Source organism: Novosphingobium sp. ST904 (assembly GCF_001298105.1).
GTDB lineage: Bacteria > Pseudomonadota > Alphaproteobacteria > Sphingomonadales > Sphingomonadaceae > Novosphingobium.
This window is the reverse complement of sequence record NZ_LGJH01000093.1, coordinates 1-18596: the sequence shown is the minus strand read 5'-3', so window position 1 is coordinate 18596 and position 18596 is coordinate 1. Positions and strand designations below refer to the sequence as shown.

The window sequence follows — 18596 nt, the reverse complement described above, 5'->3', positions numbered from 1 at the left end:
CCCGCTCGCGGACTTCAGGTGAAAATTTGTTGGTTGTCTTGCTCATAACGGATGCTCCTTCTCACAAGTTGGAGCCTCCTGGAAACCCGGGGCGCTTCAGTGCGTGAAACCGCCGATGTCCTCCGCGACCTGCCGCTTGAAGTCGTTCAGCGCGAGCTTACTCGCCATTGCCGAGCACCCGACCTCGCGCAGCGGCGAGCACGTCCGCAAGATTCTCAGTCACTTCCAGTTCCAGCTTGTCCTTAAACATGCCGAGGTGGCGCGCGACGTTCTCCAGAGCCTTGCCCTGGTCCATCATCTTGATCTCGAAGCCAGCCTGCGTGAGCTTCGCCCCAGCATAGAGCAGCCGCGCCGCGCCCTTGAGCTTGCGGGTGTCCTTGGCATGTATCTCCGCGTTGCCCTCACCAAAGCACTGCGGGCACTCCGAGTGAGGGTCGGCCTTGTTGTCGTAGCCAAAGCCGCCATCATCCTTCGGGAGCGCGCGAGGCTCATCGCTTCCGGCGGCCGCCATGGTCGCGCGAACGGCTGCGGCGAACTCTTCCGCGTCGATCCATTGGTAGGCGTGACCCTGCCCGTAGCAGTATCGGCAGCAGGTCCGGCGGAACTGCACCAGGTCGTTTGGATCGGCCGTGGCGATCTGCCACCAGCGTTCCAGCACCATGTCCTGCGTGATCTCGGTGCGCTCCGACAGCGCCCTCTGAGCTGCAGCGATTGCCGCCTGCACCTTAGCATTTCTTAACAGGCGGGAAGCGGCTGCCTCTGCCGAGTTGCCAGTCGCAGTGTAGCCGGCGCGCGTGTACGCAGGCCCGCCCTTGAAGTCGACGAGGTACTCTTCGACGAAACGCTGCTGCTTAGGAGTGAGCATCAGGCTCCTCGGGAGCTTTCACCAATACGTACGGCATAACTCTGGTATTCAGCACGTCGATGCAGCGCTTGGTCATACACTCAAGATCCTGACGGACAGCGACCAGCTCGCCGTCGTTATCAAGGACGAACGACAGAGCCAGCTCAAGAGCGCGCTCCGCAGCAAAGGCAGTTCGCCGGGGGTCATAGGGATCGGGATACCGCATATCGGCCTCGCTGGTCGCCTGAGCGACCCAACCATCCCGCATTGCTCGGGTGCGAGGATCGTTCCGCAGGCGCCTGATGTAGTTGCGATTGTCGCCACGTCCGAAATCCATCACAACGCCCCCCGGCTCACACGCACCTTGCCGCCCGACCGCGAACCCGCGCCGCAGCCGCGCGGCACATGCTTGCTGGTGGTCTGCTGGTTCGGTGCCTTCATCGTCCACCGGCCGGTAGCGCAGATCTTCACCTGCCTGAATCGCTGGTACCGGATCACCACGATCAGCCCGCGCTGCTCCAGGCGCTTCACCACCGTGGGCGCGCCGCTGGACGAACTGCAGCCGATCATCATCTCGAGATCGAGGTTCAGCGGGCACGGCTCGCCGGCCTCGGCGGCGCGGACCAGCTCGTTGTAGATTATGGTCTCGTTCGGCGTCATTTCCGTGCCGGTGCGCGGATTGATGGAACGCATGGTCAATTTCCCTCGAAGTAGCTGGCGGGCAATTCGCCGCGCCCGTAGCGGCCCAGACCGTAGCGACGGACCTGGCGGCGATAGTGTTCGGCTGGCAGTACCGAGAGCACGACATGGTTCTGGATGCAGACGCGGTGCCCGGTGCCCAGCCTGACAAAGCGGGCACCGAAATTGGCCGCGGCCTGGATCACCGGCGTCGAGAGCGCAGCCCGCGCCTCATCGGCGCTGACGTTGGCGACACGCTCCTGGTAGCGCTGGATTGCGTGGCCGGAGACGCGGAGAACGGGGATCATGCGGCCGACTCCTGATCCACAGCCCACTCGAGCCGACCGTCCGACCCGCGAACCAGAAACCCGGCCGACAGGCCCAGCTTCTTGAGACTGTCCATCAGCGTTTCGGGATCGGGCAGCGGCTCCCCCTCCCCCAGCTTGTCCGGCGCGACCAGGCGCAGCACTGGCGCCGTCTTCGGCCGGTTGTGCCAGGCCAATGCCTCCCGCGTCTCCTCGATGATGGCAGGCACGATCTTCGAGTGGTGATCGCAGCGCCTGCGCGCGGCGCGGGCACCGTCCTCCACGATATGGGCGGGGATGTCGGCGAGCGTGTCGACCGCGACGTTCAGCCAGTCGAGGGTTTCTTTCTCGGTCATGCCAACCGGGCGAACCAGCGACAGGCATGCCGACACTGCGGCGATGCGTATCTGCCGATCACTGGCCATTGACGGCGAGCCTCCGCGGCGATGGTTCAAGTCGTGCCTGTTCGTCATCTTCCAAACCTCCGGCCAAACGCATGCCCAGCTCGCGCACCGAGGCGCGGCGCGGGCGATCCTGGTGGTAAGTGCGGACCCCGGCGGCCCGGTCGGCTTCGACCTGCAAGCCCTTGGTGATCCATTCGATGGGTTGCTCCGGCTGCGTGGACTGGCAGCGGGCCAGCACGGCGATCACCACGCTTTCGGAATAGGTCTTCTTCCATTTGCCGATGATCGAGCGGGCGGACCGCTCATCGTGGCCAGCCTCCTGCAGGATCACCAACCCCGTCCGGAACAAGGTTTTCGCCAGGTCCAAAGCCATCGGCGCGGCATCGCCGGGCCCGTCTCCGTTAGGAGACGGAATATCTTTGGTTTCTTGGTTTCTTTGTTCTTTAGTTGTCCGGTGGCTGTCCGGTACCTGTCCGCTGGGCTGTCCGGTTTCCTGTCCGGCCTTGGCTTCCACGTCCTGATATTTCGCGTAATTACATATGGTTATGATGGTCCGGCCCTGTCCGGTTTCCCGTCCGATCATCTGTTCGGTTTCGAGACGGGTCAAAAACCGCTCCACTGCCGAAGGCTTCCACCCCCATGCCTCGGCAAGCTGGCTGCGGCTGGCGCAAAGCTGCCCCCGCTGAAGCTCCACGACCTTGCCACCGATGTTGAACTTGGCAGGCTTCCAGCACCCCTTGAGGACGAGCCACGTCCAGGCGCCAAGGCGCGAGGAATCGCCCGCGAAAAGCGGGTGATCGGCGGCCTCTCGAAAAAGGACTGCAAAGCCGCTCACAGGGTGATTTCTACCCTCCCCGGCTTTTCCGGCAGGCAGAACTCGAAACGCGGCACGAAACGCGCGTCGTTGACCTTGAGGGCCTGCGCGATACCGTCGAATATCGGCTTCATCCGGTTGGGGAAGTTGGTTCGGTCGCCGCGCCGGTCGGGCGGATAGAACCGCACAAGGATGGGAATATCTCCCGGCGCCGGATCGTCCAGTTTCGCCGCCAGCGCGGCTGCGAGCGCCCAGGCGCGCCACTTGCGGGTCACGGCGGCCTTGCGCCTCCAATGTCCCTTGGCGTGCCCTGAGAGCGAAGATGGGGGGAAAGGCAGCTCGATCACGGGCGCGCCACCATCACCATGTCCAGCTCCGCCCGGCTTCTGGCGAACTTTGCGGCGCAGGGCGCGACCTTGCCCCATGCCTCGACGTACATCGGATCCCGCATGCCGACGTGGAAGAACGTGTCCACGGCATGCATGATCGTGCTGTGGTCGCGGCCAGAAAGGTATCGGCCTACGCATGGATAGCTGTTCCCGCGCGATCTCAGGACGGTTGCGGCGAACTGGCGGGCACGGACAATCCGCGCCTTGCGGGACCGGCTGAGCATGTCCTCGACAGAAACGCCGATCTGCCGCGCGCACTGCGCCAGGACATCGGTGTAGGCCATCGGCGGCACGGCTGGTGCCGGCAGTCCATCGTCGACGTCGCCAACCTCTTCTGCCGCCTCATCATTCGCCGGGGTGGCGACATCCATGTCACCAGCCGCAATGCGCGCGGCGATGGCGGCGCAAAACTCGTGGACGCGATCGGCTTCGGCTGCGGATTCCTGGGGGTCGCGCTCTCCCCGGCACCAATCCCTTTCGGCCAGCCAGTCGGCGCGCCAGGTGCGGATCTTCTCCAGCGGTGGAGCCTTGCCGTACTGTTCCAGCGTCCGGACACGAACCGTCGAGGGGTCCGCGATGTACCTGCACAGCCGCCGGGCATAGTCGTTCACGCTGATCGGCGCCGTATCCGGCAGGCCGCAGCGGCTGAACCACTCGGCCTTCGGCGCATTCAACCGGGGTTGTGGGTTCGCCATACCCGCCTCAGAACATCATCATCTGGGGCTGCGTGCGGCCTTCGACCCAATCCGTGCGGGCATCGACGCACCGCTGGAGCCAGGTCTCGGCATCGGATAGCTCTGCCTCGGCAACTGCCAGCTTCGCCTTCGCGCGCGCCAGCCGCTTTTCAGCGTTCGTGATTTGCGTCTCGATGCGCGGCAGGTCCGCCGGCGCTGCCGTCATGCCCTTGCGCATGGTTTCCACGTCCAGGTGCATCGCTCAGCCTCCCACGAACTTCTGGAGTTCCGTGATCGTCTCAAGCGCCTCTTCCTTGGCGATGGCCTCGTCGCGGTGGCACCACTCGCCGTCGGCGAAGCGCTCGGCAACTTCCGCGCTGAAACGGGAAGCCGCCGCAGAAGCGGCAAGCGCAGTGGCCCTCGCCCCCCCGTCCCGGTTGACCAGCCGCAATTGCGTGCCGCCCAGCAGATGGTCGGCATGGTGGCGCGGCAGCTCGTCAAGCAGTGCCACCAGCACATGCGCGGGCATCGCCACCCCGGTCGACCAGCGCGTAAGGTCGCGGACCTCTTCGCCGATGCTACGGGCCAGGGCCGGCAAGGATTGAACGTTGGAGCGTTTCATCTTGCGCAGAACATCTGCGAGACGGTTCGCCAAATCTTGTTTAGCGTCAGTGACGTGTGACATGATTTTGTTGCGCCTGCGAAGTAAGCGTATCCCATGGATACGAAAGGAAACAATTCAGTCCCAGCCGCCGAAGCAGGCCGCGCGCGCCGATCAGGATCGGAGGCGGCGAACGACTTTGACGATGCAAGGGGCGAGCAGCTGATCGAGGATCAGCCAACAGATGATTACGGAACCGATCACGAACTTCATGCGTCCGGTCCTTCGGTCGCGGTTGACTCGTGCGCGCCTTCGGCCACGGTCCTCTGTTCCACACAGGCACGAGGTTTCACCGATGAGCAGTCGCATGGACATTTTGAACGAGGGCAACCGCCTCTCGCTAACCCTGTCGCTGAACTGCACTCTCGCGTTGGCCAAACGCGGAATATTACTGCGATCGCAGACAGAGCACTGTGCAGCCGAGATGGAGGCCTTTGCTCATCAAATCGAGGAAAACGCGGGTGATGACGTTCTGCCCCCTCGCCTTGCGCAGGAGCTGCATTCTGTCGCAGCCATTCTCCGTCAAATGGAAGCGCCCGACGAGTGGTGAATTCCTGTTCTTGCGGGGTCAGGCCGTTCATGCGTCCGGTCCTTCCGTGCGAATGCCGAACTCATTCACGGTCACCACCCGCCAGCCGTGGCCGCGCTCCACTGTGATCGCGCCGGACCGCTCCAGCCGTGCAAGCGCCGCAGCACCGGCCGACGATCCGCGCGCGCCGATCGCGGCGGCGAGCCTGTCGTTTGATGGGCACTCGAAGCGGCTGGACGCTGCCATGGTGATGGCATGAAGCGCCGCGCTGTCAGTGCGGTCTTGCGTGCGCGACCTCATGCGGCTGCGTCCTGCGCAGCGGCGCGATACGTCGCCATAAAAGTGCGAACCTTAGCCTCGGTCTCGGGCCACAAGCGCCTTCCGGCCCGGACCTGCCGCACGAAATGGCGATCACCAAGGGCGAGTTGTCCGAACGCTGTCGGAGAGACACTGTTAGAGGCCAAAAACGCCTCTATGTCGTCAATGAGTTTGGCCATGCGGGTATGACTAGGTGTGATTATTCCCACCGTCAAGGTGTGAACTTCCCCCTCTATCCGGCAGATAGCGGCCCGTGTGATATCTCACACATGAATGAACGTGACGAAATCGCGCGCGTCAAAGATCGCCTGCGCCTTTTGATGGACGAGAAGGGGATCAAGGCGAAACCTCTCTCGAAGAAGGTCGGGAAAGGCGAAACCTTTGTCCGTGACCTGTTTGAGGGTGACGACGTGAAGGTCGGCAACCTCCACCGCCTGGCTCAAGCACTCGACGTCACGATCGCGGACATCATCGGCGGCGGCACGGTCCCGCTTTCCGGACGCGTCGGCGCGGGCGGTGAAGTGCTGTTCGAAGAACTCGCCGGCGAAACAGCGCCCAGGCCGCCAGGCTTGGTCGGTAAAGTCGAAGCCCTCGAGGTAGATGGATCATCCATGCTACCCAGATATTCGTCAGGTGATATCGTCTACATCGCCCGGACAAACGACGGCGTCAGCGAAGAAGACATCGGCGAATTCTGCGCAGTGAGACTCATATCCGGCGAGACGTACGTGAAGCAGCTTGCTTACGGATCTCGCCCGGGCTTCTTCACGCTTCGCTCCCTCAATGCCGAAGACATCGTCGACGTCGAATTGGATTGGGCAACGCCGATCATTTTTGTACTGCCCCGGGCCGCGAGGCGGCGCCTGGGGTACTGATCCAGTACCTGAATCCTCCAGCCGGAACTTCCGGCGCGGGCGCATTCGCATGATAAGATTCCACCGATGGCTTATCGTCGGTCAGCACTGCGCTTAAAGCCGCCCCCAGTACGCATGCCCTGCTATACCCCATACTCGCGATGATAGCCGCCGCACCGCGCCCATGCTGATGAATCGCGCGGTGCAGCCAGCTACCGCGCGGCAGATAGCCGATCGTCTCTCCGGTTATGGATACTACGCGCAGAGCCGTCTCGTCGTAAGGGTTATCCGGCTCATGAACAAACCGGACCGGCTGCCCAGCGGAACACCGCTCCAACGCCTCCTGATAGTATGAAACCCCCACAACTCGCACCGCCCCAAGCTCGTCAGACATCGAATCACCTCCAATGCCGACAATTTCAAAACTGTAAGAACATATCAAGAACAATGTGATTATTCACATTCTCGCTTGACGAGGTGGGAAAAGTCACACTATCAATCCTCCACCAGCCGAGCAGTGAGCCGAAAGCGCAGACCTGCCGAAACCCTGTGGGAGGCCGCCGATGCCGTGTGCATTACTTTTCGCAAATCACCAGCCGCCGGCGCCAACGAGCAAGGGCCATGTCACCTTCGTCGATCGTGACAGCGCGGCTGGCGTGGTCTGCGGGTTCTTGTCCGCGCTTGAAGCCGATGGCGGCGCCAAGACCCCTTTCATGCAGTACGCCCAGGCAAGCGCCGAGCGGGCGTTACGCCGCTGGGGCGTCACGCGATGATCGCCCGGCTCCGCAATCGCCATGGCCGCTTCTTGCGCAAGCTGGTGCCCACCCCCGCCGATGATCGCTGCTGGCTGATCTGGTCCGTAAAGTGGCACATGTGGCTCGCGCACGACGGACGGTTTACCCACGTCATCGCCGAGGCTGGCCTCTACGACTACGCCGCCGCCAAGCGGCTGCATGACGGCATCGCCGCCGAGGCTTTTCACGTCTCGGAAAAGGTCGATCTCATCACCATGCAACTCATCGACGTGCGCCGCTTGCTCGGCGCGCTCGAAGAGAAGGCCGACGCGGCCCGGCAGGTGGCGGCATGATCCGCCTTCGCCTCAGCACTGGCCGAACCGTGATGTTCGACAACTTCATCGACCTGTTCGACTACATGATCGAGCAGATGACCCGCCGAGGTGAGCTGTGAAGCCCGCCAACGCCAGCCGCGCGATTGCGGCCCTCGTTCCAACCCTCTTCACCGGCCTACTGTTCGGCATGGACGCCGCGTGCCAGCTCATCGTCGAGCACCCGGCAGTGCGGCAGTTCGTCCTTTCGCCGCTGTTCTGGCCTACCGTGATCGGGATTGCCGTCATCATCGGATCGTCCGGCGCAGCCCTCATGTTCCACCCCGCCCGCCTGACGGGTCGCAACGTGCCGGAGCGCGGCGAATGATCGCGCCCGGCACACCCCTCTCCCAACGCACCGGCCGGAGCAGCATGCCCCCCGCCGTTCCGGGAGTTCCCCCCACGCCTGCGGCTACCGGTGCGGCCGCAGGCACCCCTCGGAGGCGCCGCATGTCGCACGAACCTCAGTCCCTGCACCTTACGGTGCCCGAGATCGACCGGATCTGCGCCGACGTGTCCCGCATCTGGAAGGGCGCGACCGGCCTGACTGAAACGCCGCCGCCCGACCAGATGGCCGAACTCGTGGGCCGCATCCTGCGCAAGGCGCGCGAGGCCATTGCCGCCCGCGACTGCGCCGTGCGCGGCGTGATGCACGTCCCCGAGAACGAGCTCCCGTACTGATCCCCCGCTTCAGCAAGGATTCCACCATGATCGAAGTGAACCGCAAGCTGTTCTCGCGCGCCGTCGAACTGGCCGCCGCCGCCACCTCCCGCTATGCGACCATCCCCATCATCTCCACGCTCAAGGTCACGGCGAACGGGAAGCTGCGCCTGGAAGGCACGGACCTCGACAACCACGCCGTCGCCGAGTTGCCCTATGATGGCAAGCCGGGCGAGTTCACCCTACCCCAGCCGCGCCTGCTGCGTACCGCCGTGAACCAGGCGGGCGGGGATACCGTGAAGCTGGATGCCAACGAAGAGAACAAGCTGCGCCTTCGCGCCGGTCGCCTCGACAGCAATCTGATCACGCAGTCCGCCGAAGACTTCCCGGCGCATCCGCGCATCAGCTTCGAAGACTTTTCGGCCACGCTGGGCTCCGGAGAGCTGAAGCAAATCCGCCGCGTCATGGCAGCGATGAGCGAAGAGGAAACGCGCTACTACCTGAACGGCGTGTGCGTCAGCCACGTGGCCGACTGGACGTACCGCTTCGCCGCTACGAATGGGCACGTCCTGCTCGTGGTCGACGTGGCCCTGCCAGACGCAGCCGGCGTAATGCCGGACATGACGATCATCCCGCGTGGCTGGCTCAACACGATCATGGCACGCTTTGCGAAGACGAAGAGCGGCGCACGGCTCACCTATGGCCGTCAGGGCATTCCCAACACGGCAGGGCCTGATCTCCCGCTCCAGCCGGGCGGTGACCGCATTGCGCTTCGCGCCGATCTGGACGGTATCGACTATGCGGTGACCGGCAAGCTGATCGACGGAAAGTATCCCGATTACAGCAAGGTCATCCCGGCCAATCAGGAATACGCTGCCAGGCCGCGCCGCGCCGACCTGGTGCAGGCGGTCCACACCGTTTCGGCGATCTGCTTCGGCAAACACCGGGCGGTTAAGCTCTCATTCCCCGCAGGGAAACTGCGGGTCGAGCTGAATAGCCCTGATCTCGGCGACAGCGCGTTCGAGATCGACGCGCAGCACAACGTCCCGGAAGGGTTCGGCCATATCGGCCTCAACACCGATTACCTGCTTCGCATTCTCAACTCGCTTCACGGTGAGGAAGTCGTGCTCGGTATCGCGCAGGTGTCGATGGCCCCGGTAACGTTCGCCGATCCTGCCGACACCGCCTTCAAGGCCGTCCTCATGCCCACGAGGATCTGACTATGGCCCTCGAAACAGGCCCCCAGAAGGGCGCGCCGCCGACGCTTGAATGGATCGGCATCAACACTCTCAACGTGGATGAAGCGTATCAGCGCGCCACGGACGGCGCGAACAGCCGCCGCATCATCATCGGCATGGTCAAGGAATGGGACTGGGCGCTCTGCCAGCCGCTGGTCGTGAGCCGCCGTGCAGATGGTTCGCTATTCATCCTCGACGGCCAGCACCGGAAAGCCGGTGCCGTCGAGCGCGGAGATATCCCGCATCTGCCCTGTGTTGTGCTCACCGGTCGAGACACCAGCGCCGAGGCCGCGACATTCGTAGCGCTCAACACCAAACGCCAGAAGCTGAGCCAGGCCGACATTTTCAACGGCATGCTCGCCGCAGGAGATGAAGAAGCCAAGGCGATGCAGGCCATGCTTCAACAGACTGGCTGGCGCCAGCGCAGCCATAGCACCACCTCTGCCTTTGTCGCCGGCGACCTCGCATGCGCACCCATGCTTACCCGCTCGCTGAAAGCCTTTGGGGAAGCCCCTGTCCGCAACGCTCTTACCGCGCTGCGCGAAGCCTATCTCCAAACGCCGGTCCGGAACGCGGCAACGCTGCTCAAAGCGCTCATGCCGATCTACCGGGATGGAGATCTCGACGGGGGCGATCCCGACCTCTTCATCCAGACGTTGTCGGAAGCTGAGCCCGCCGACTGGGAACTGCACGGCATGGATCATCGCCGGAAGCACCCGGTGCTTTCGCGTATCGAGGCGATTAGCGGCTCCATGCTGGAAGCATACCGAGAGATGTCGAAGGGAGAGGCCGCGTGAAGGCCATGATCCTCTTCTCCCCCTGCAAGCTCGATCAGGCGCCGGACGGCGCGGCCGGTACCGCTGCACACCAGCCGGTCCGGTACTGCGCCTGCACCCGCCCCTGCGGCGTTCACAACCAGCCGAAGCACCGCGCTCAGGAGGCTCAGGCAGCATGAAGCTTATCATTATGTCTTGCTCGCACACGAAACGAGCTGACCCCGCGCCGATGCCCGCCCTGGAGCGTTATGACGGTCCTATGTGGCGCACTCTGCGCGCGCTCCTTCATCGCCACCCGGCCGCTGCTCACGCCTATGACGCTGGGCGCTCTACCGCGGAACTCCAGATCTGGGTTCTGTCGGGCCGCTACGGCTTCATTCCGGCCAGCTGCGAGCTGCCGAACTATGAGCAGCGCCTGACAGAGCGCCAGTTCGCCAAGATGGAGCGTGACGCCTCTTTCGATTTTCAGCGTATCCCGTCCTTTGTCGAAGACGCCGAAGCGGTCCTGTTTGCCGGTAGCGAGCTTCCGCCGCTGCGAGACACCAACCGTCTGACGCCGCCGCGTCCCGGCTCGGTAGAGCACAAGGCATGGAGCGCCGTTCACCGCGCTTCGGGATGGGGCAAGCTTGCCGCCGATCGCGCTCGGGCCCGTAGCGAGACATTCCCTGGCATCGCGCTCGCAATGGCCAGCCAGTGGGGATCGCTCCTGCCAGGACACGTCGAGGCCGAGCAGATGGAACTGTTCAGGGAGGCGGCATGACGAACCCCTATCTCATCGGCGGACCAGCGCTCGTCTCGTTCTCGGGTGGCCGGACGTCTGCCTACATGTTGTGGCATATCCTCGACGCGTACGACGGCAAATTGCCCGACGACGTGCATGTTGCTTTCGCCAACACTGGGAAAGAGCGTGAAGAGACACTCCGGTTCGTTCACGACTGCGCGAGCCATTGGGGCGTGCGGGTGCGTTGGCTCGAGTGGCGCACCAGGCGCGTGAAAGACGATGACGGGAATGTCGTCCCATTCGGCGAGCGGTTCGAGGAAGTCGGCTTCAACAGCGCGTCGCGTCGTGGCGAGCCGTTCCAACGCCTCATCGAGGCGAAATGTCGAACCCCCAATGCGGTCCAGCGCTGGTGCACTCAGGAACTGAAGGTGCGCGTCCTGAAGTATTTCATGCAGGAACAGGGCTACAAGCACTGGACCAACGTAATCGGCTTGCGCCACGACGAGGGGCACCGGGTGCGCCGGTCTCTCAAGCCCACCCGTCAGTGCTGGTCGAACGTGGTTCCGCTACACGAGGCCAAGGTCGACAATCGCATGGTCAGGGCCTTCTGGGCTGCGCAGCCGTTCGACTTGCAGCTTCTGCCCTTCGAAGGGAATTGCGACGGGTGCTTCCTCAAAGCACGTCCGAAACTCTGGGAAATAGAGCGAACGGCTCCGGGCACGTTGCAGTGGTGGAGTGACATGGAAGAAGGCCCGGGAAAGGGCCGCTTTGTCACCGAGTATAGTTATCGCGAACTGATGGGAGATGTCCGCCGCCAGCCAGATATGTTCGCCGGCGGGCACTTCGACCTTGACCCCGACATGGACGCTGAATGCGGGACCTGGTGCGGAGAGGCCGCATGAGCGCCCGCGTTATCCTCGGCGACTGCACGCCCGTGCTGCGCCAGCTCTTCCTCGCGGGAATGCAGGTGGACGCCGTCTGCACCGATCCGCCCTATCACCTCGCGAGCATCGTGGCCCGACTGGGCCAGCCGGACAGCGCGCCGATTCAGTCGGGAACCACCGGGGTCTATGCCCGCTCCTCGCAGGGTTTCATGGGTCAGCAGTGGGACGGCGGCGATGTCGCGTTCCGTCCTGAGACCTGGCGCCGCGTGTTCGACGTGATGAAGCCGGGCGCCTACCTCGTCGCCTTCGCCGCGACCAAGGGTTACCACCGCATGGCCTGCGCGATCGAAGATGCCGGGTTCGAGATCCGCGACATGCTCTCGTGGCTCTACGGCAGCGGCTTCCCCAAGTCGCACAACCTCGACGGCGAGCACGAGGGCAAGGGCACGGCGCTAAAACCAGCCGTCGAGCCGATCGTGTTCGCGCAGAAGCCGATCAGCGAAGGCAGCGTGGCCGCGAACACCGCACGCTGGGGGGTGGGCGCGATCAACATTGACGCCTGCCGGATCTATACCGACGACGAGCTGAAGGCGGGCGCCGGAAAACTCTGGTCGCACTACCGCACAAAGCGGTTTGCCCCGGGGGCGGCCGTCAACGCGACCGGCGAATGGAAGGGCGCGGAAAACTTCGAGGGCATTTCCAAGCCCGGCCGCTGGCCCGCCAACCTGCTCCACGATGGCAGCGAGGAAGTGCTCGATGCCTTTGCCGCATACGGCGAGCGCGGGGCGCTGGCTCCGGTTGGCGAGCGAGCTGGCGACAAGTGCCGCAACGTCTTCGGTGCTTTCAAAGGCAACGGCGACAATGGCGCGTCGTTCCGGGGCGATTCCGGGACGGCAGCGCGGTTCTTCTATTCGTCGAAGGCCGCCCAGGGCGAGCGCATCTTTGAATGCCGTGAATGCGGCGCCCACACGATCGGTAAGCCGACTTGCGGCCACGCCGACCTGCGCACGCACCCGACCGTCAAGCCGCCCTCGCTGATAGAATGGCTGGTGAAGCTGGTGTGCCCAGCCGGCGGCCTGGTGCTCGACCCGTTCGCGGGCACCGGCACCACGGCAGCCGCCGCTCGCGCGGCCGGTATGCAATCGCTCTCGATCGAGGCGGACGAAAACCACGTCCGCGACATCGCGGTTCGGCTCGGGCTGGACCTCTCCCAGATCACCACCGCCGAGGTCGCCGCGCTGCCGGTCGATAACGGCTCACAGATGGACATGTTCGCATGAACCGCGACCAAGCCCGCCACGCGGCGGCGTTGGAGCGCAAGGCTCTGCGATCGGGCCATTGGGGGTACTGGCGCCACACGCCGCTCCCCACCGGACTGCCGGGCACCGACGGCTGGTGCCGCGACATCCGCAGCTCCTACGCGAACGACCTCTATGCCGTGCTCGTCCGGCCGATCGATACCGCCTGGGGCCTGATGCACCACTGCGCGATCCGGACGGTCAGCAGCCTGGAGCCGCCGTGGCGCGACAAGCAGCGCATCAAGAACGAGCTGTTCGGCCGGGAATACACCGCCCTCGAGGTGATGCCCCCAGCCGCCGAGCTCGTGGACGAGGCGGACATGTATCACATGTGGATCATGCCGCCCGGCCGCTCCCTCCCCTTCTCCCTCAACGATCAACGCCACGAGAGGCAGCCAGCATGACCTACGCAACGATGGACCACGCCGCTTGGGCCGAGACTGCCAACGCAGCGTCCAACCGCACGAACGCCAAGCGCCGCACTTACAAGCCAGCGCCGGAGCAGCTCTCCGCCTTTCAGGCCAAGGTGATCGACATCTGCGGCATGGTCGGGAACGGGATCTACAACGCACCGATCAATTGGGAAAATATCCGTTGGGGATCGGGCTGCCCTGACGGCCACGGCAACATGTCCGTACCCTGGCGAGACGGCAACATGTCGACATACGACTACCGCCCCCTGACGCTGCTGGTTCTCCTTTGTCACGAGGCCCGCATCCGCTGCGAGATCCGCGCGAAGGGATACGGCCACTTCGAGCTGATGTTCCACGAACGCGCGGCCGACGAGGACATGGTGCTGAACCATCCCAGCATCGACGAGGCCGTCGCGAACTTCCGAGCGTACCTGCCCGAGGATCATCGCATCCGGTACCGTCATCTAGCCGAGCAGGTGGCAGCATGAGCAAAAAGGCATCCTTTTTCGTCATCTGGAACCCTGAGGGATGCCGCCCGCCGAGTTTCCGACACATGAGCTATGGACAGGCGACCGCAGAGGCCCAGCGCCTCGCGCGCCAAAATCCGACCCAGTCCTTCTACGTCATGGAAGCGCGCCTTCTGGCGCGGCTGCCCGATCCTGTTCAGGTCGAGGAATTCGAGACGCTTGAGGAGATCCCCTTCTGATGGCCGAGAACAGCGCAATCGAGTGGACGCACCACACCTTCAACCCGTGGATTGGCTGCACCAAGGTCGGTCCCGGCTGCGACAACTGCTATGCCTCCGATCTCGCTACCGTCCGCCTGGGCGTCAAGTGGGGGCCGGGTGAAGAGCGCCGCCACACTGCCGCCTCGACGTGGAAACAGCCGCGCGTCTGGAACCGGAAGGCTGAGGCCGTTGGCACCCGCTTCCGTGTGTTCTGTGCCTCACTCGCCGACGTGTTCGACAACGAGGCTCAGCCGAGTGGCGCGCCGAGCTGTTCCAGCTTATCCGCGAGACGCCGCACCTCGACTGGCTGCTGGTGACGAAGCGCATCGGCAATGCCGCGAAGATGGCGCAGGCTGCTGGCGGATGGCCCAGCAACATCTGGCTGGGAATTTCTGTCGTGAACCAGGCGGAGGCAGATCGAGACATTCCGAAGCTGCTGACCACCTTCGGTCCGCGCTACCGGTTCCTTTCGATGGAGCCGCTGCTGGGCCCCGTTCATATCCGCGAACACTGGCTGATCCATCACCACCCCGGCGACGCCGCGATCGACTGGATTATCGTGGGCGGCGAGAGCGGCCCGCGCGCAAGGCCTATGCATCCGGATTGGGCGCGTAGCCTGCGCGACCAGTGTGCGAGCGTAACGGTCGCCAGTGGACCTGCCCCGGTGCCCTTCCTGTTCAAGCAGTGGGGCGAGCACGTGACGGTCTTTGACCGCGATGTCGAGGATCCAGACTGGCGAAAGTGCAGCCGGTGGGAGCACGAGCACCCGAAAGGTCGGTGGCATAATCTCGCAGGCGGTACCGGCTTCCATGGCGAGCGTGTCGTCTACGTCGATCGCGTGGGCAAGAAGGCTGCTGGACGGCTTCTCGATGGCGTCCTGCACGACGGTTACCCGGGAGCAGGCGCATGAGCATCACCGCTGATGATGCGCGCCGGGCATACCAGGCGCAGAAAAAGGCCCGACGTATGAAGAGGCGCGGCGGATATGTTCCGCGCCCGGAAGACCTGAAGCGCGGGCATGCCACCAATCGGCTCGAAGGAAACTGCACTTTCCGCAAAGTGTTGAGGCTGGCGGCAGAAGGGAAAACCATAGAGCAGGCTGCTGCGGCTGCAGAGATGCGAGACGCCGAGCAAAAAGGGAACCCAAAGCATGACCCCCCGCCCCTCTTTCAACCTCAAGACCCCTGCCCCTTTGTCGGTCGCGCAGCTCGCCGACCGGTGGAGCTGCAGCACGGGTCTCGTGCGCAAGCTCATAGACAGCGGTGCCCTGCAGTGTTTCCGCTTGGGTGCGCTGATTCGCATCAGCGTGGCAGAAGTGGAGAAGTATGAATGCCAAGCAATGAACAGGAACTCGACTACGCCGTCCAACAGTTCAGAGGCGGATACGCCCTCGTCTGGTGGGAAAATGGTGAAGACGGAGAGCGAAAGCGCCGGCGGCGCCAGCTCGACGCGCAAGATCGGCCGAGCGCCGAGGCGGAAGCGCGACAGGTCTGGGAAAATGGGGATGATTCACCGTGGACCGTGGGCCGGGTCATGACCGGCTACCTTGCGACGATCACGGAGAAGCCTTCCCATGGTCGCCGCAAGGACGCCTGGAAGGCGATGAAGACCTTCTGGGAAAACGTGGACCCGTTCCTGATCGATGAGCCGATGGCGAAGGCCTACATGAAGCTCCGCAAGGTCGGCCCCTCTACAGTCCGGTACGAACTGATGCAGCTTTCCACGGCGCTGGGTTGGGCAACATCAAACGGGCCGAAATTCGAAAAGCGCGTGAAGGTCTGGCTTCCCCAGGCAGCCGAAGCGAAGCGCCGGCACCTCAACCACAAGGACTTCGACAAGTTCTTCGAGGCCGTGCGCGCCGAGCATGCTCGGCTCTACGTGATGATCGGCCTCTACACCATGGCGAGGCCGACCGCGATTCTCCAGCTCACCTGGGACCGAGTCGACTTCATGCGACGGCAGATCGATTTCACACCTCCCGGCCATGTCCGGACTTCGAAGCGCCGCACCATCGTGCCGATCGCGGACGACCTGCTGGTCTGGCTACAGCGCGCCTACAACGGCCGGACCTGCGAATCGGTCATTGAGCGTGGCGGCGCGCCCATCGCCTGCATCAAAAAGGCATTCCAGGCCGCCACCGAAAGGAGCGGTGTCTACGCGACCCCCTACACACTCCGCCACACGGGCGCGGTTTGGGCGGCTGAAGCGGGTGTCTCCATGCCGAAACTCGCCCAATTCATGGGCCATGACGACGATCGAACGACTCAGAAGCACTATGCGAGGTTCAGCCCTGAGTTCCTGACGGACGTCGCCAATACCATCCGCCGCCGTGCATGAGGTTCAAACCGAACCTTCGGCCCCTGTCCATGAAAGAGCAAGAAATGAACGCCAGACAGCAAAAAACCCAGCGTTTCCGCTGGGTTTCTATGCCTCACCCGAAGGTGAAATGGTCGGGGAAAGAGGATTCGAACCTCCGGCCCCTGCCTCCCGAAGACAGTGCTCTACCAGGCTGAGCTATTCCCCGACCGGGAGGGCGTTCCGAAGACCGCCCTGGGCAGGAGCGCGCCTATATAGGGCGACTCCGGGGGTGGCAAGAGGCCTTTCGGTTTTTTGTTGCACCCGGCCCGACCACGCAGCCCGCCTCCCTCCCGGACGCCCCGGAAATCCTGACAATTTCCAGAGAAAACAAAGTTTTCCACAGGCCGGATTCGATTTGAACCGGCATGCGCCCCTCTTTTGCAAAGCGCATCGTGAACTGCGCAAGGCGCGGAAAACCGCCGGTTCACCCCCGCGAATCCGCTCCTACCCCTTTCGGCCAGCACCCTTGCCCCGCCTTCCGCGCTCCGGCAAAACCTTTGCAGGGATGCGCCATGTAAGGGAATGCCGATGCGCCCTGCCTCTCTTCCTCGCCTTCTTTTCCTGCTTTCGCCCGCCGCGCTGGCCGCCCTGCCCGGCATCGCCGCCGCATCGCGTCCGGCACCGGACACTCACCGGGCCACCGGCGCGGATAGTGCCGCAAGCCTGACGCCGATCACGCTCGCCCCCGGCGTCAACCCCATGCCCGACATTGCCGGAACCGATCAGGACGGTTCGATCGCGCAGCTCTGGCGGCAGAACAACAAGATCCGCGGCCAGCACGTCTTTCTCGTCAAGGTGGGAGATGCGTCAGCCACGCTCGAGGGGCGCGAATCCATCATCGATGCGCCCGACGTGGGAGACGACATGATCCGCTCTGTCCGTTTCGCACGGGGCAACCACGAGGGCCGGACGACTCTTTACATGCTGATCGCCAGCCGCGACGTGGAGAAATCGCCCTACAAGGCTGCAACCACGCATATCCAGTCGTTCGCGCTGGTCAGGAACCACGAAGGCTTCGCGTTCACCCCTGTGCGCGCCTTCGTTCCCGCCGCGAAGTACTGCCATGCCGATGCCGCCCTGCTGGCGGAGCTGAACTTCCCACTCTCGCCCACTTACGCCGGCCGCGTCACGCCTACGGGATGCTAGGCAAGGACGGATTCGAGAATCTGCAGCGGCGGCGGCTATCTGGAAAATTTGTCTGAAACCCGCCATTCCGGACACGCCCATTGCTGCCATCATTGATGCCGATGGATTCGAACAATCTCTGGGTTCTGCGCATCCATGAACATGTATGCACGTCCGAGAAGTGCCTGTTTACCAAAATCATCAAACTTGTTCGGACCAAGCGGCGTCATCAGAACCTCTGCTTCCGTCAAGCCATCCAAGTGTCGATCTTCAACCTCCTTCTGGTGGTCAAGAACAACTTCTCTAATAACGACATTCACGGCGGGATGATTGTAACGGACAAGGATGTTTCCATCGTCCATGGGGCTGGGATTCATGTCCGGGTGATAGCTTAGAATGTCAGCTAAGACTTTGCGGGCAAACGCCTCCGCGGCGCATCAGAGATGCCTTCTTCCAAAACTACACATGTTCCGTTTCTGAAAACCACAAAGTCGCGTTTTCCATCAGTATAATAGGAAAGCCGGTCTACAACATGTTCAATGGGTTGAGCGAACGAGGGATGCCAAGCTGGAACGGGAGGAAAGCCCAAGTCGGTCGGCGGCGTCGCCTCAACACTTCCAACGCCAATGAAGCCAAGGAGCCCCGCCAAAAACGATCTCTTAGTCACACTAGCTTCCCCTTGCTCACAGGCGCGGAATGACATGATCTAGGTTTGCTTTCCACCACAGTGGACGTTCGTTGAACCCGGATGGCTTGCCGATTGTTCACTCGACTCGTCATTCCCGCGAAGGCGGGAATCCAGTAGCAACCTCGCAATGAAG

At 63.4% G+C, this 18596-nt stretch carries 32 protein-coding genes, 1 tRNA gene and 1 pseudogene; 20 read left to right on the top strand and 14 right to left on the bottom strand.

The window, feature by feature from the left end; genetic code table 11:
• Positions 1–157: 157 nt before the first annotated feature.
• From ADT71_RS02315 to ADT71_RS02270, 10 genes are all read right to left on the bottom strand, one after another.
• Positions 158–865 carry a terminase small subunit gene (locus ADT71_RS02315; protein ID WP_054434733.1) on the bottom strand — a complete coding sequence of 236 codons (708 nt, stop codon included), beginning with the start codon at positions 863–865 and terminating at the stop codon, positions 158–160.
• A complete protein-coding gene (locus ADT71_RS02310; RefSeq protein ID WP_054434731.1) occupies positions 852–1181 on the bottom strand; it encodes a hypothetical protein in 330 nt (109 codons plus the stop codon). The genes ADT71_RS02315 and ADT71_RS02310 overlap by 14 nt, the downstream gene beginning before the upstream one ends.
• Positions 1181–1537, bottom strand: a complete 357-nt coding sequence (locus tag ADT71_RS02305; RefSeq protein ID WP_054434730.1) for a hypothetical protein — start codon at positions 1535–1537, stop codon at positions 1181–1183. The genes ADT71_RS02310 and ADT71_RS02305 overlap by 1 nt, the downstream gene beginning before the upstream one ends.
• A gap of 2 nt (positions 1538–1539) precedes the next feature.
• On the bottom strand, positions 1540–1830 hold the full coding sequence (locus tag ADT71_RS02300) for a hypothetical protein (protein ID WP_054434728.1): 291 nt from the start codon (positions 1828–1830) through the stop codon (positions 1540–1542).
• Positions 1827–2252, bottom strand: a complete 426-nt coding sequence (locus tag ADT71_RS02295; protein ID WP_054434726.1) for a hypothetical protein — start codon at positions 2250–2252, stop codon at positions 1827–1829. Before ADT71_RS02295 ends, ADT71_RS02300 begins: the two co-directional genes overlap by 4 nt.
• Positions 2242–2838, bottom strand: coding sequence for a hypothetical protein (locus ADT71_RS02290; protein WP_197282886.1), 597 nt, complete (start codon positions 2836–2838; stop codon positions 2242–2244). The genes ADT71_RS02295 and ADT71_RS02290 overlap by 11 nt, the downstream gene beginning before the upstream one ends.
• Positions 2839–3062: 224 nt before the next feature.
• On the bottom strand, positions 3063–3392 hold the full coding sequence (locus ADT71_RS02285; RefSeq protein ID WP_054434722.1) for a hypothetical protein: 330 nt from the start codon (positions 3390–3392) through the stop codon (positions 3063–3065).
• Entirely contained in the window at positions 3389–4129 is a 741-nt protein-coding gene (locus ADT71_RS02280) for a helix-turn-helix domain-containing protein (protein ID WP_082370103.1), read from the bottom strand. Before ADT71_RS02280 ends, ADT71_RS02285 begins: the two co-directional genes overlap by 4 nt.
• A gap of 7 nt (positions 4130–4136) precedes the next feature.
• Positions 4137–4367, bottom strand: a complete 231-nt coding sequence (locus ADT71_RS02275) for a hypothetical protein (protein ID WP_054434718.1) — start codon at positions 4365–4367, stop codon at positions 4137–4139.
• A gap of 3 nt (positions 4368–4370) precedes the next feature.
• Complete coding sequence (locus ADT71_RS02270; protein ID WP_132469902.1) at positions 4371–4706, bottom strand: hypothetical protein; 336 nt, start codon at positions 4704–4706, stop codon at positions 4371–4373.
• Positions 4707–5064: 358 nt separating this feature from the next.
• Here ADT71_RS02270 and ADT71_RS02265 point away from each other — a divergent pair, with 358 nt between their 5' ends.
• The gene (locus ADT71_RS02265) at positions 5065–5319 is read left to right on the top strand and encodes a hypothetical protein (RefSeq protein WP_054434713.1); all 255 of its coding nucleotides are present in this window, start codon (positions 5065–5067) and stop codon (positions 5317–5319) included.
• Between the two features lie 27 nt (positions 5320–5346).
• On the opposite strand, the gene ADT71_RS02260 is transcribed toward ADT71_RS02265, so the two are convergent.
• A complete protein-coding gene (locus ADT71_RS02260; RefSeq protein WP_054434711.1) occupies positions 5347–5598 on the bottom strand; it encodes a hypothetical protein in 252 nt (83 codons plus the stop codon).
• A gap of 287 nt (positions 5599–5885) precedes the next feature.
• On the opposite strand from ADT71_RS02260, the gene ADT71_RS02250 reads away from it, so the two are divergent.
• Entirely contained in the window at positions 5886–6491 is a 606-nt protein-coding gene (locus tag ADT71_RS02250) for a S24 family peptidase (protein ID WP_054434708.1), read from the top strand.
• Here ADT71_RS02250 and ADT71_RS35385 read toward each other — a convergent pair.
• Positions 6445–6864: an HIRAN domain-containing protein gene (locus ADT71_RS35385; protein ID WP_082370102.1), complete on the bottom strand. Its 420-nt coding sequence runs from the start codon at positions 6862–6864 to the stop codon at positions 6445–6447. The two genes, ADT71_RS02250 and ADT71_RS35385, sit on opposite strands and share 47 nt — an antisense overlap.
• Positions 6865–7033: 169 nt before the next feature.
• On the opposite strand from ADT71_RS35385, the gene ADT71_RS02245 reads away from it, so the two are divergent.
• The 17 genes and pseudogenes from ADT71_RS02245 to ADT71_RS02175 all read left to right on the top strand — a co-directional run bounded on the left by ADT71_RS02245 (position 7034) and on the right by ADT71_RS02175 (position 16629).
• Positions 7034–7243 carry a hypothetical protein gene (locus tag ADT71_RS02245; RefSeq protein WP_054434706.1) on the top strand — a complete coding sequence of 70 codons (210 nt, stop codon included), beginning with the start codon at positions 7034–7036 and terminating at the stop codon, positions 7241–7243.
• Positions 7240–7557 carry a hypothetical protein gene (locus ADT71_RS02240; protein ID WP_054434704.1) on the top strand — a complete coding sequence of 106 codons (318 nt, stop codon included), beginning with the start codon at positions 7240–7242 and terminating at the stop codon, positions 7555–7557. Before ADT71_RS02245 ends, ADT71_RS02240 begins: the two co-directional genes overlap by 4 nt.
• Before the next feature lie 97 nt (positions 7558–7654).
• Positions 7655–7903: a hypothetical protein gene (locus tag ADT71_RS02235; protein WP_054434702.1), complete on the top strand. Its 249-nt coding sequence runs from the start codon at positions 7655–7657 to the stop codon at positions 7901–7903.
• 122 nt (positions 7904–8025) lie between these two features.
• Entirely contained in the window at positions 8026–8256 is a 231-nt protein-coding gene (locus ADT71_RS02230; protein WP_082370101.1) for a hypothetical protein, read from the top strand.
• A 26-nt stretch (positions 8257–8282) separates the two neighbouring features.
• Positions 8283–9455: a DNA polymerase III subunit beta gene (locus ADT71_RS02225; RefSeq protein ID WP_054434698.1), complete on the top strand. Its 1173-nt coding sequence runs from the start codon at positions 8283–8285 to the stop codon at positions 9453–9455.
• A 2-nt stretch (positions 9456–9457) separates the two neighbouring features.
• Positions 9458–10270, top strand: a complete 813-nt coding sequence (locus tag ADT71_RS02220) for a DUF6551 family protein (RefSeq protein ID WP_054434696.1) — start codon at positions 9458–9460, stop codon at positions 10268–10270.
• Complete coding sequence (locus ADT71_RS31040) at positions 10267–10428, top strand: hypothetical protein (protein ID WP_156336416.1); 162 nt, start codon at positions 10267–10269, stop codon at positions 10426–10428. Before ADT71_RS02220 ends, ADT71_RS31040 begins: the two co-directional genes overlap by 4 nt.
• The gene (locus ADT71_RS31860; protein ID WP_082370100.1) at positions 10425–11009 is read left to right on the top strand and encodes a hypothetical protein; all 585 of its coding nucleotides are present in this window, start codon (positions 10425–10427) and stop codon (positions 11007–11009) included. The genes ADT71_RS31040 and ADT71_RS31860 overlap by 4 nt, the downstream gene beginning before the upstream one ends.
• On the top strand, positions 11006–11872 hold the full coding sequence (locus tag ADT71_RS02210) for a hypothetical protein (RefSeq protein ID WP_054434693.1): 867 nt from the start codon (positions 11006–11008) through the stop codon (positions 11870–11872). The genes ADT71_RS31860 and ADT71_RS02210 overlap by 4 nt, the downstream gene beginning before the upstream one ends.
• Positions 11869–13134: a DNA methyltransferase gene (locus ADT71_RS02205; RefSeq protein WP_165913339.1), complete on the top strand. Its 1266-nt coding sequence runs from the start codon at positions 11869–11871 to the stop codon at positions 13132–13134. The genes ADT71_RS02210 and ADT71_RS02205 overlap by 4 nt, the downstream gene beginning before the upstream one ends.
• Positions 13131–13556, top strand: a complete 426-nt coding sequence (locus tag ADT71_RS02200; protein WP_054434689.1) for a hypothetical protein — start codon at positions 13131–13133, stop codon at positions 13554–13556. Before ADT71_RS02205 ends, ADT71_RS02200 begins: the two co-directional genes overlap by 4 nt.
• Complete coding sequence (locus ADT71_RS02195; RefSeq protein WP_054434687.1) at positions 13553–14053, top strand: hypothetical protein; 501 nt, start codon at positions 13553–13555, stop codon at positions 14051–14053. Before ADT71_RS02200 ends, ADT71_RS02195 begins: the two co-directional genes overlap by 4 nt.
• 65 nt (positions 14054–14118) lie before the next feature.
• A complete protein-coding gene (locus ADT71_RS31030) occupies positions 14119–14271 on the top strand; it encodes a hypothetical protein (protein WP_156336414.1) in 153 nt (50 codons plus the stop codon).
• Positions 14271–14609, top strand: a complete 339-nt coding sequence (locus tag ADT71_RS35380) for a DUF5131 family protein (protein WP_197282885.1) — start codon at positions 14271–14273, stop codon at positions 14607–14609. Before ADT71_RS31030 ends, ADT71_RS35380 begins: the two co-directional genes overlap by 1 nt.
• A complete protein-coding gene (locus ADT71_RS02190) occupies positions 14504–15202 on the top strand; it encodes a DUF5131 family protein (protein ID WP_197282887.1) in 699 nt (232 codons plus the stop codon). Before ADT71_RS35380 ends, ADT71_RS02190 begins: the two co-directional genes overlap by 106 nt.
• A gap of 240 nt (positions 15203–15442) precedes the next feature.
• Positions 15443–15565 (top strand): annotated as a pseudogene (locus ADT71_RS35375) (hypothetical protein); the annotation flags it as partial.
• Between the two features lie 56 nt (positions 15566–15621).
• Positions 15622–16629 (top strand): site-specific integrase, encoded by a 1008-nt coding sequence (locus tag ADT71_RS02175; protein ID WP_082370099.1) that lies wholly within the window; start codon positions 15622–15624, stop codon positions 16627–16629.
• A 110-nt stretch (positions 16630–16739) separates the two neighbouring features.
• Here ADT71_RS02175 and ADT71_RS02170 read toward each other — a convergent pair.
• Positions 16740–16816 (bottom strand) — tRNA-Pro (locus ADT71_RS02170).
• Between the two features lie 362 nt (positions 16817–17178).
• Between ADT71_RS02170 and ADT71_RS02165 the strand changes: the two genes are divergently transcribed.
• Entirely contained in the window at positions 17179–17796 is a 618-nt protein-coding gene (locus ADT71_RS02165; protein ID WP_132469899.1) for a hypothetical protein, read from the top strand.
• An 89-nt stretch (positions 17797–17885) separates the two neighbouring features.
• On the opposite strand, the gene ADT71_RS31025 is transcribed toward ADT71_RS02165, so the two are convergent.
• Entirely contained in the window at positions 17886–18137 is a 252-nt protein-coding gene (locus ADT71_RS31025) for a hypothetical protein (protein ID WP_156336412.1), read from the bottom strand.
• Positions 18138–18596: the final 459 nt, after the last annotated feature.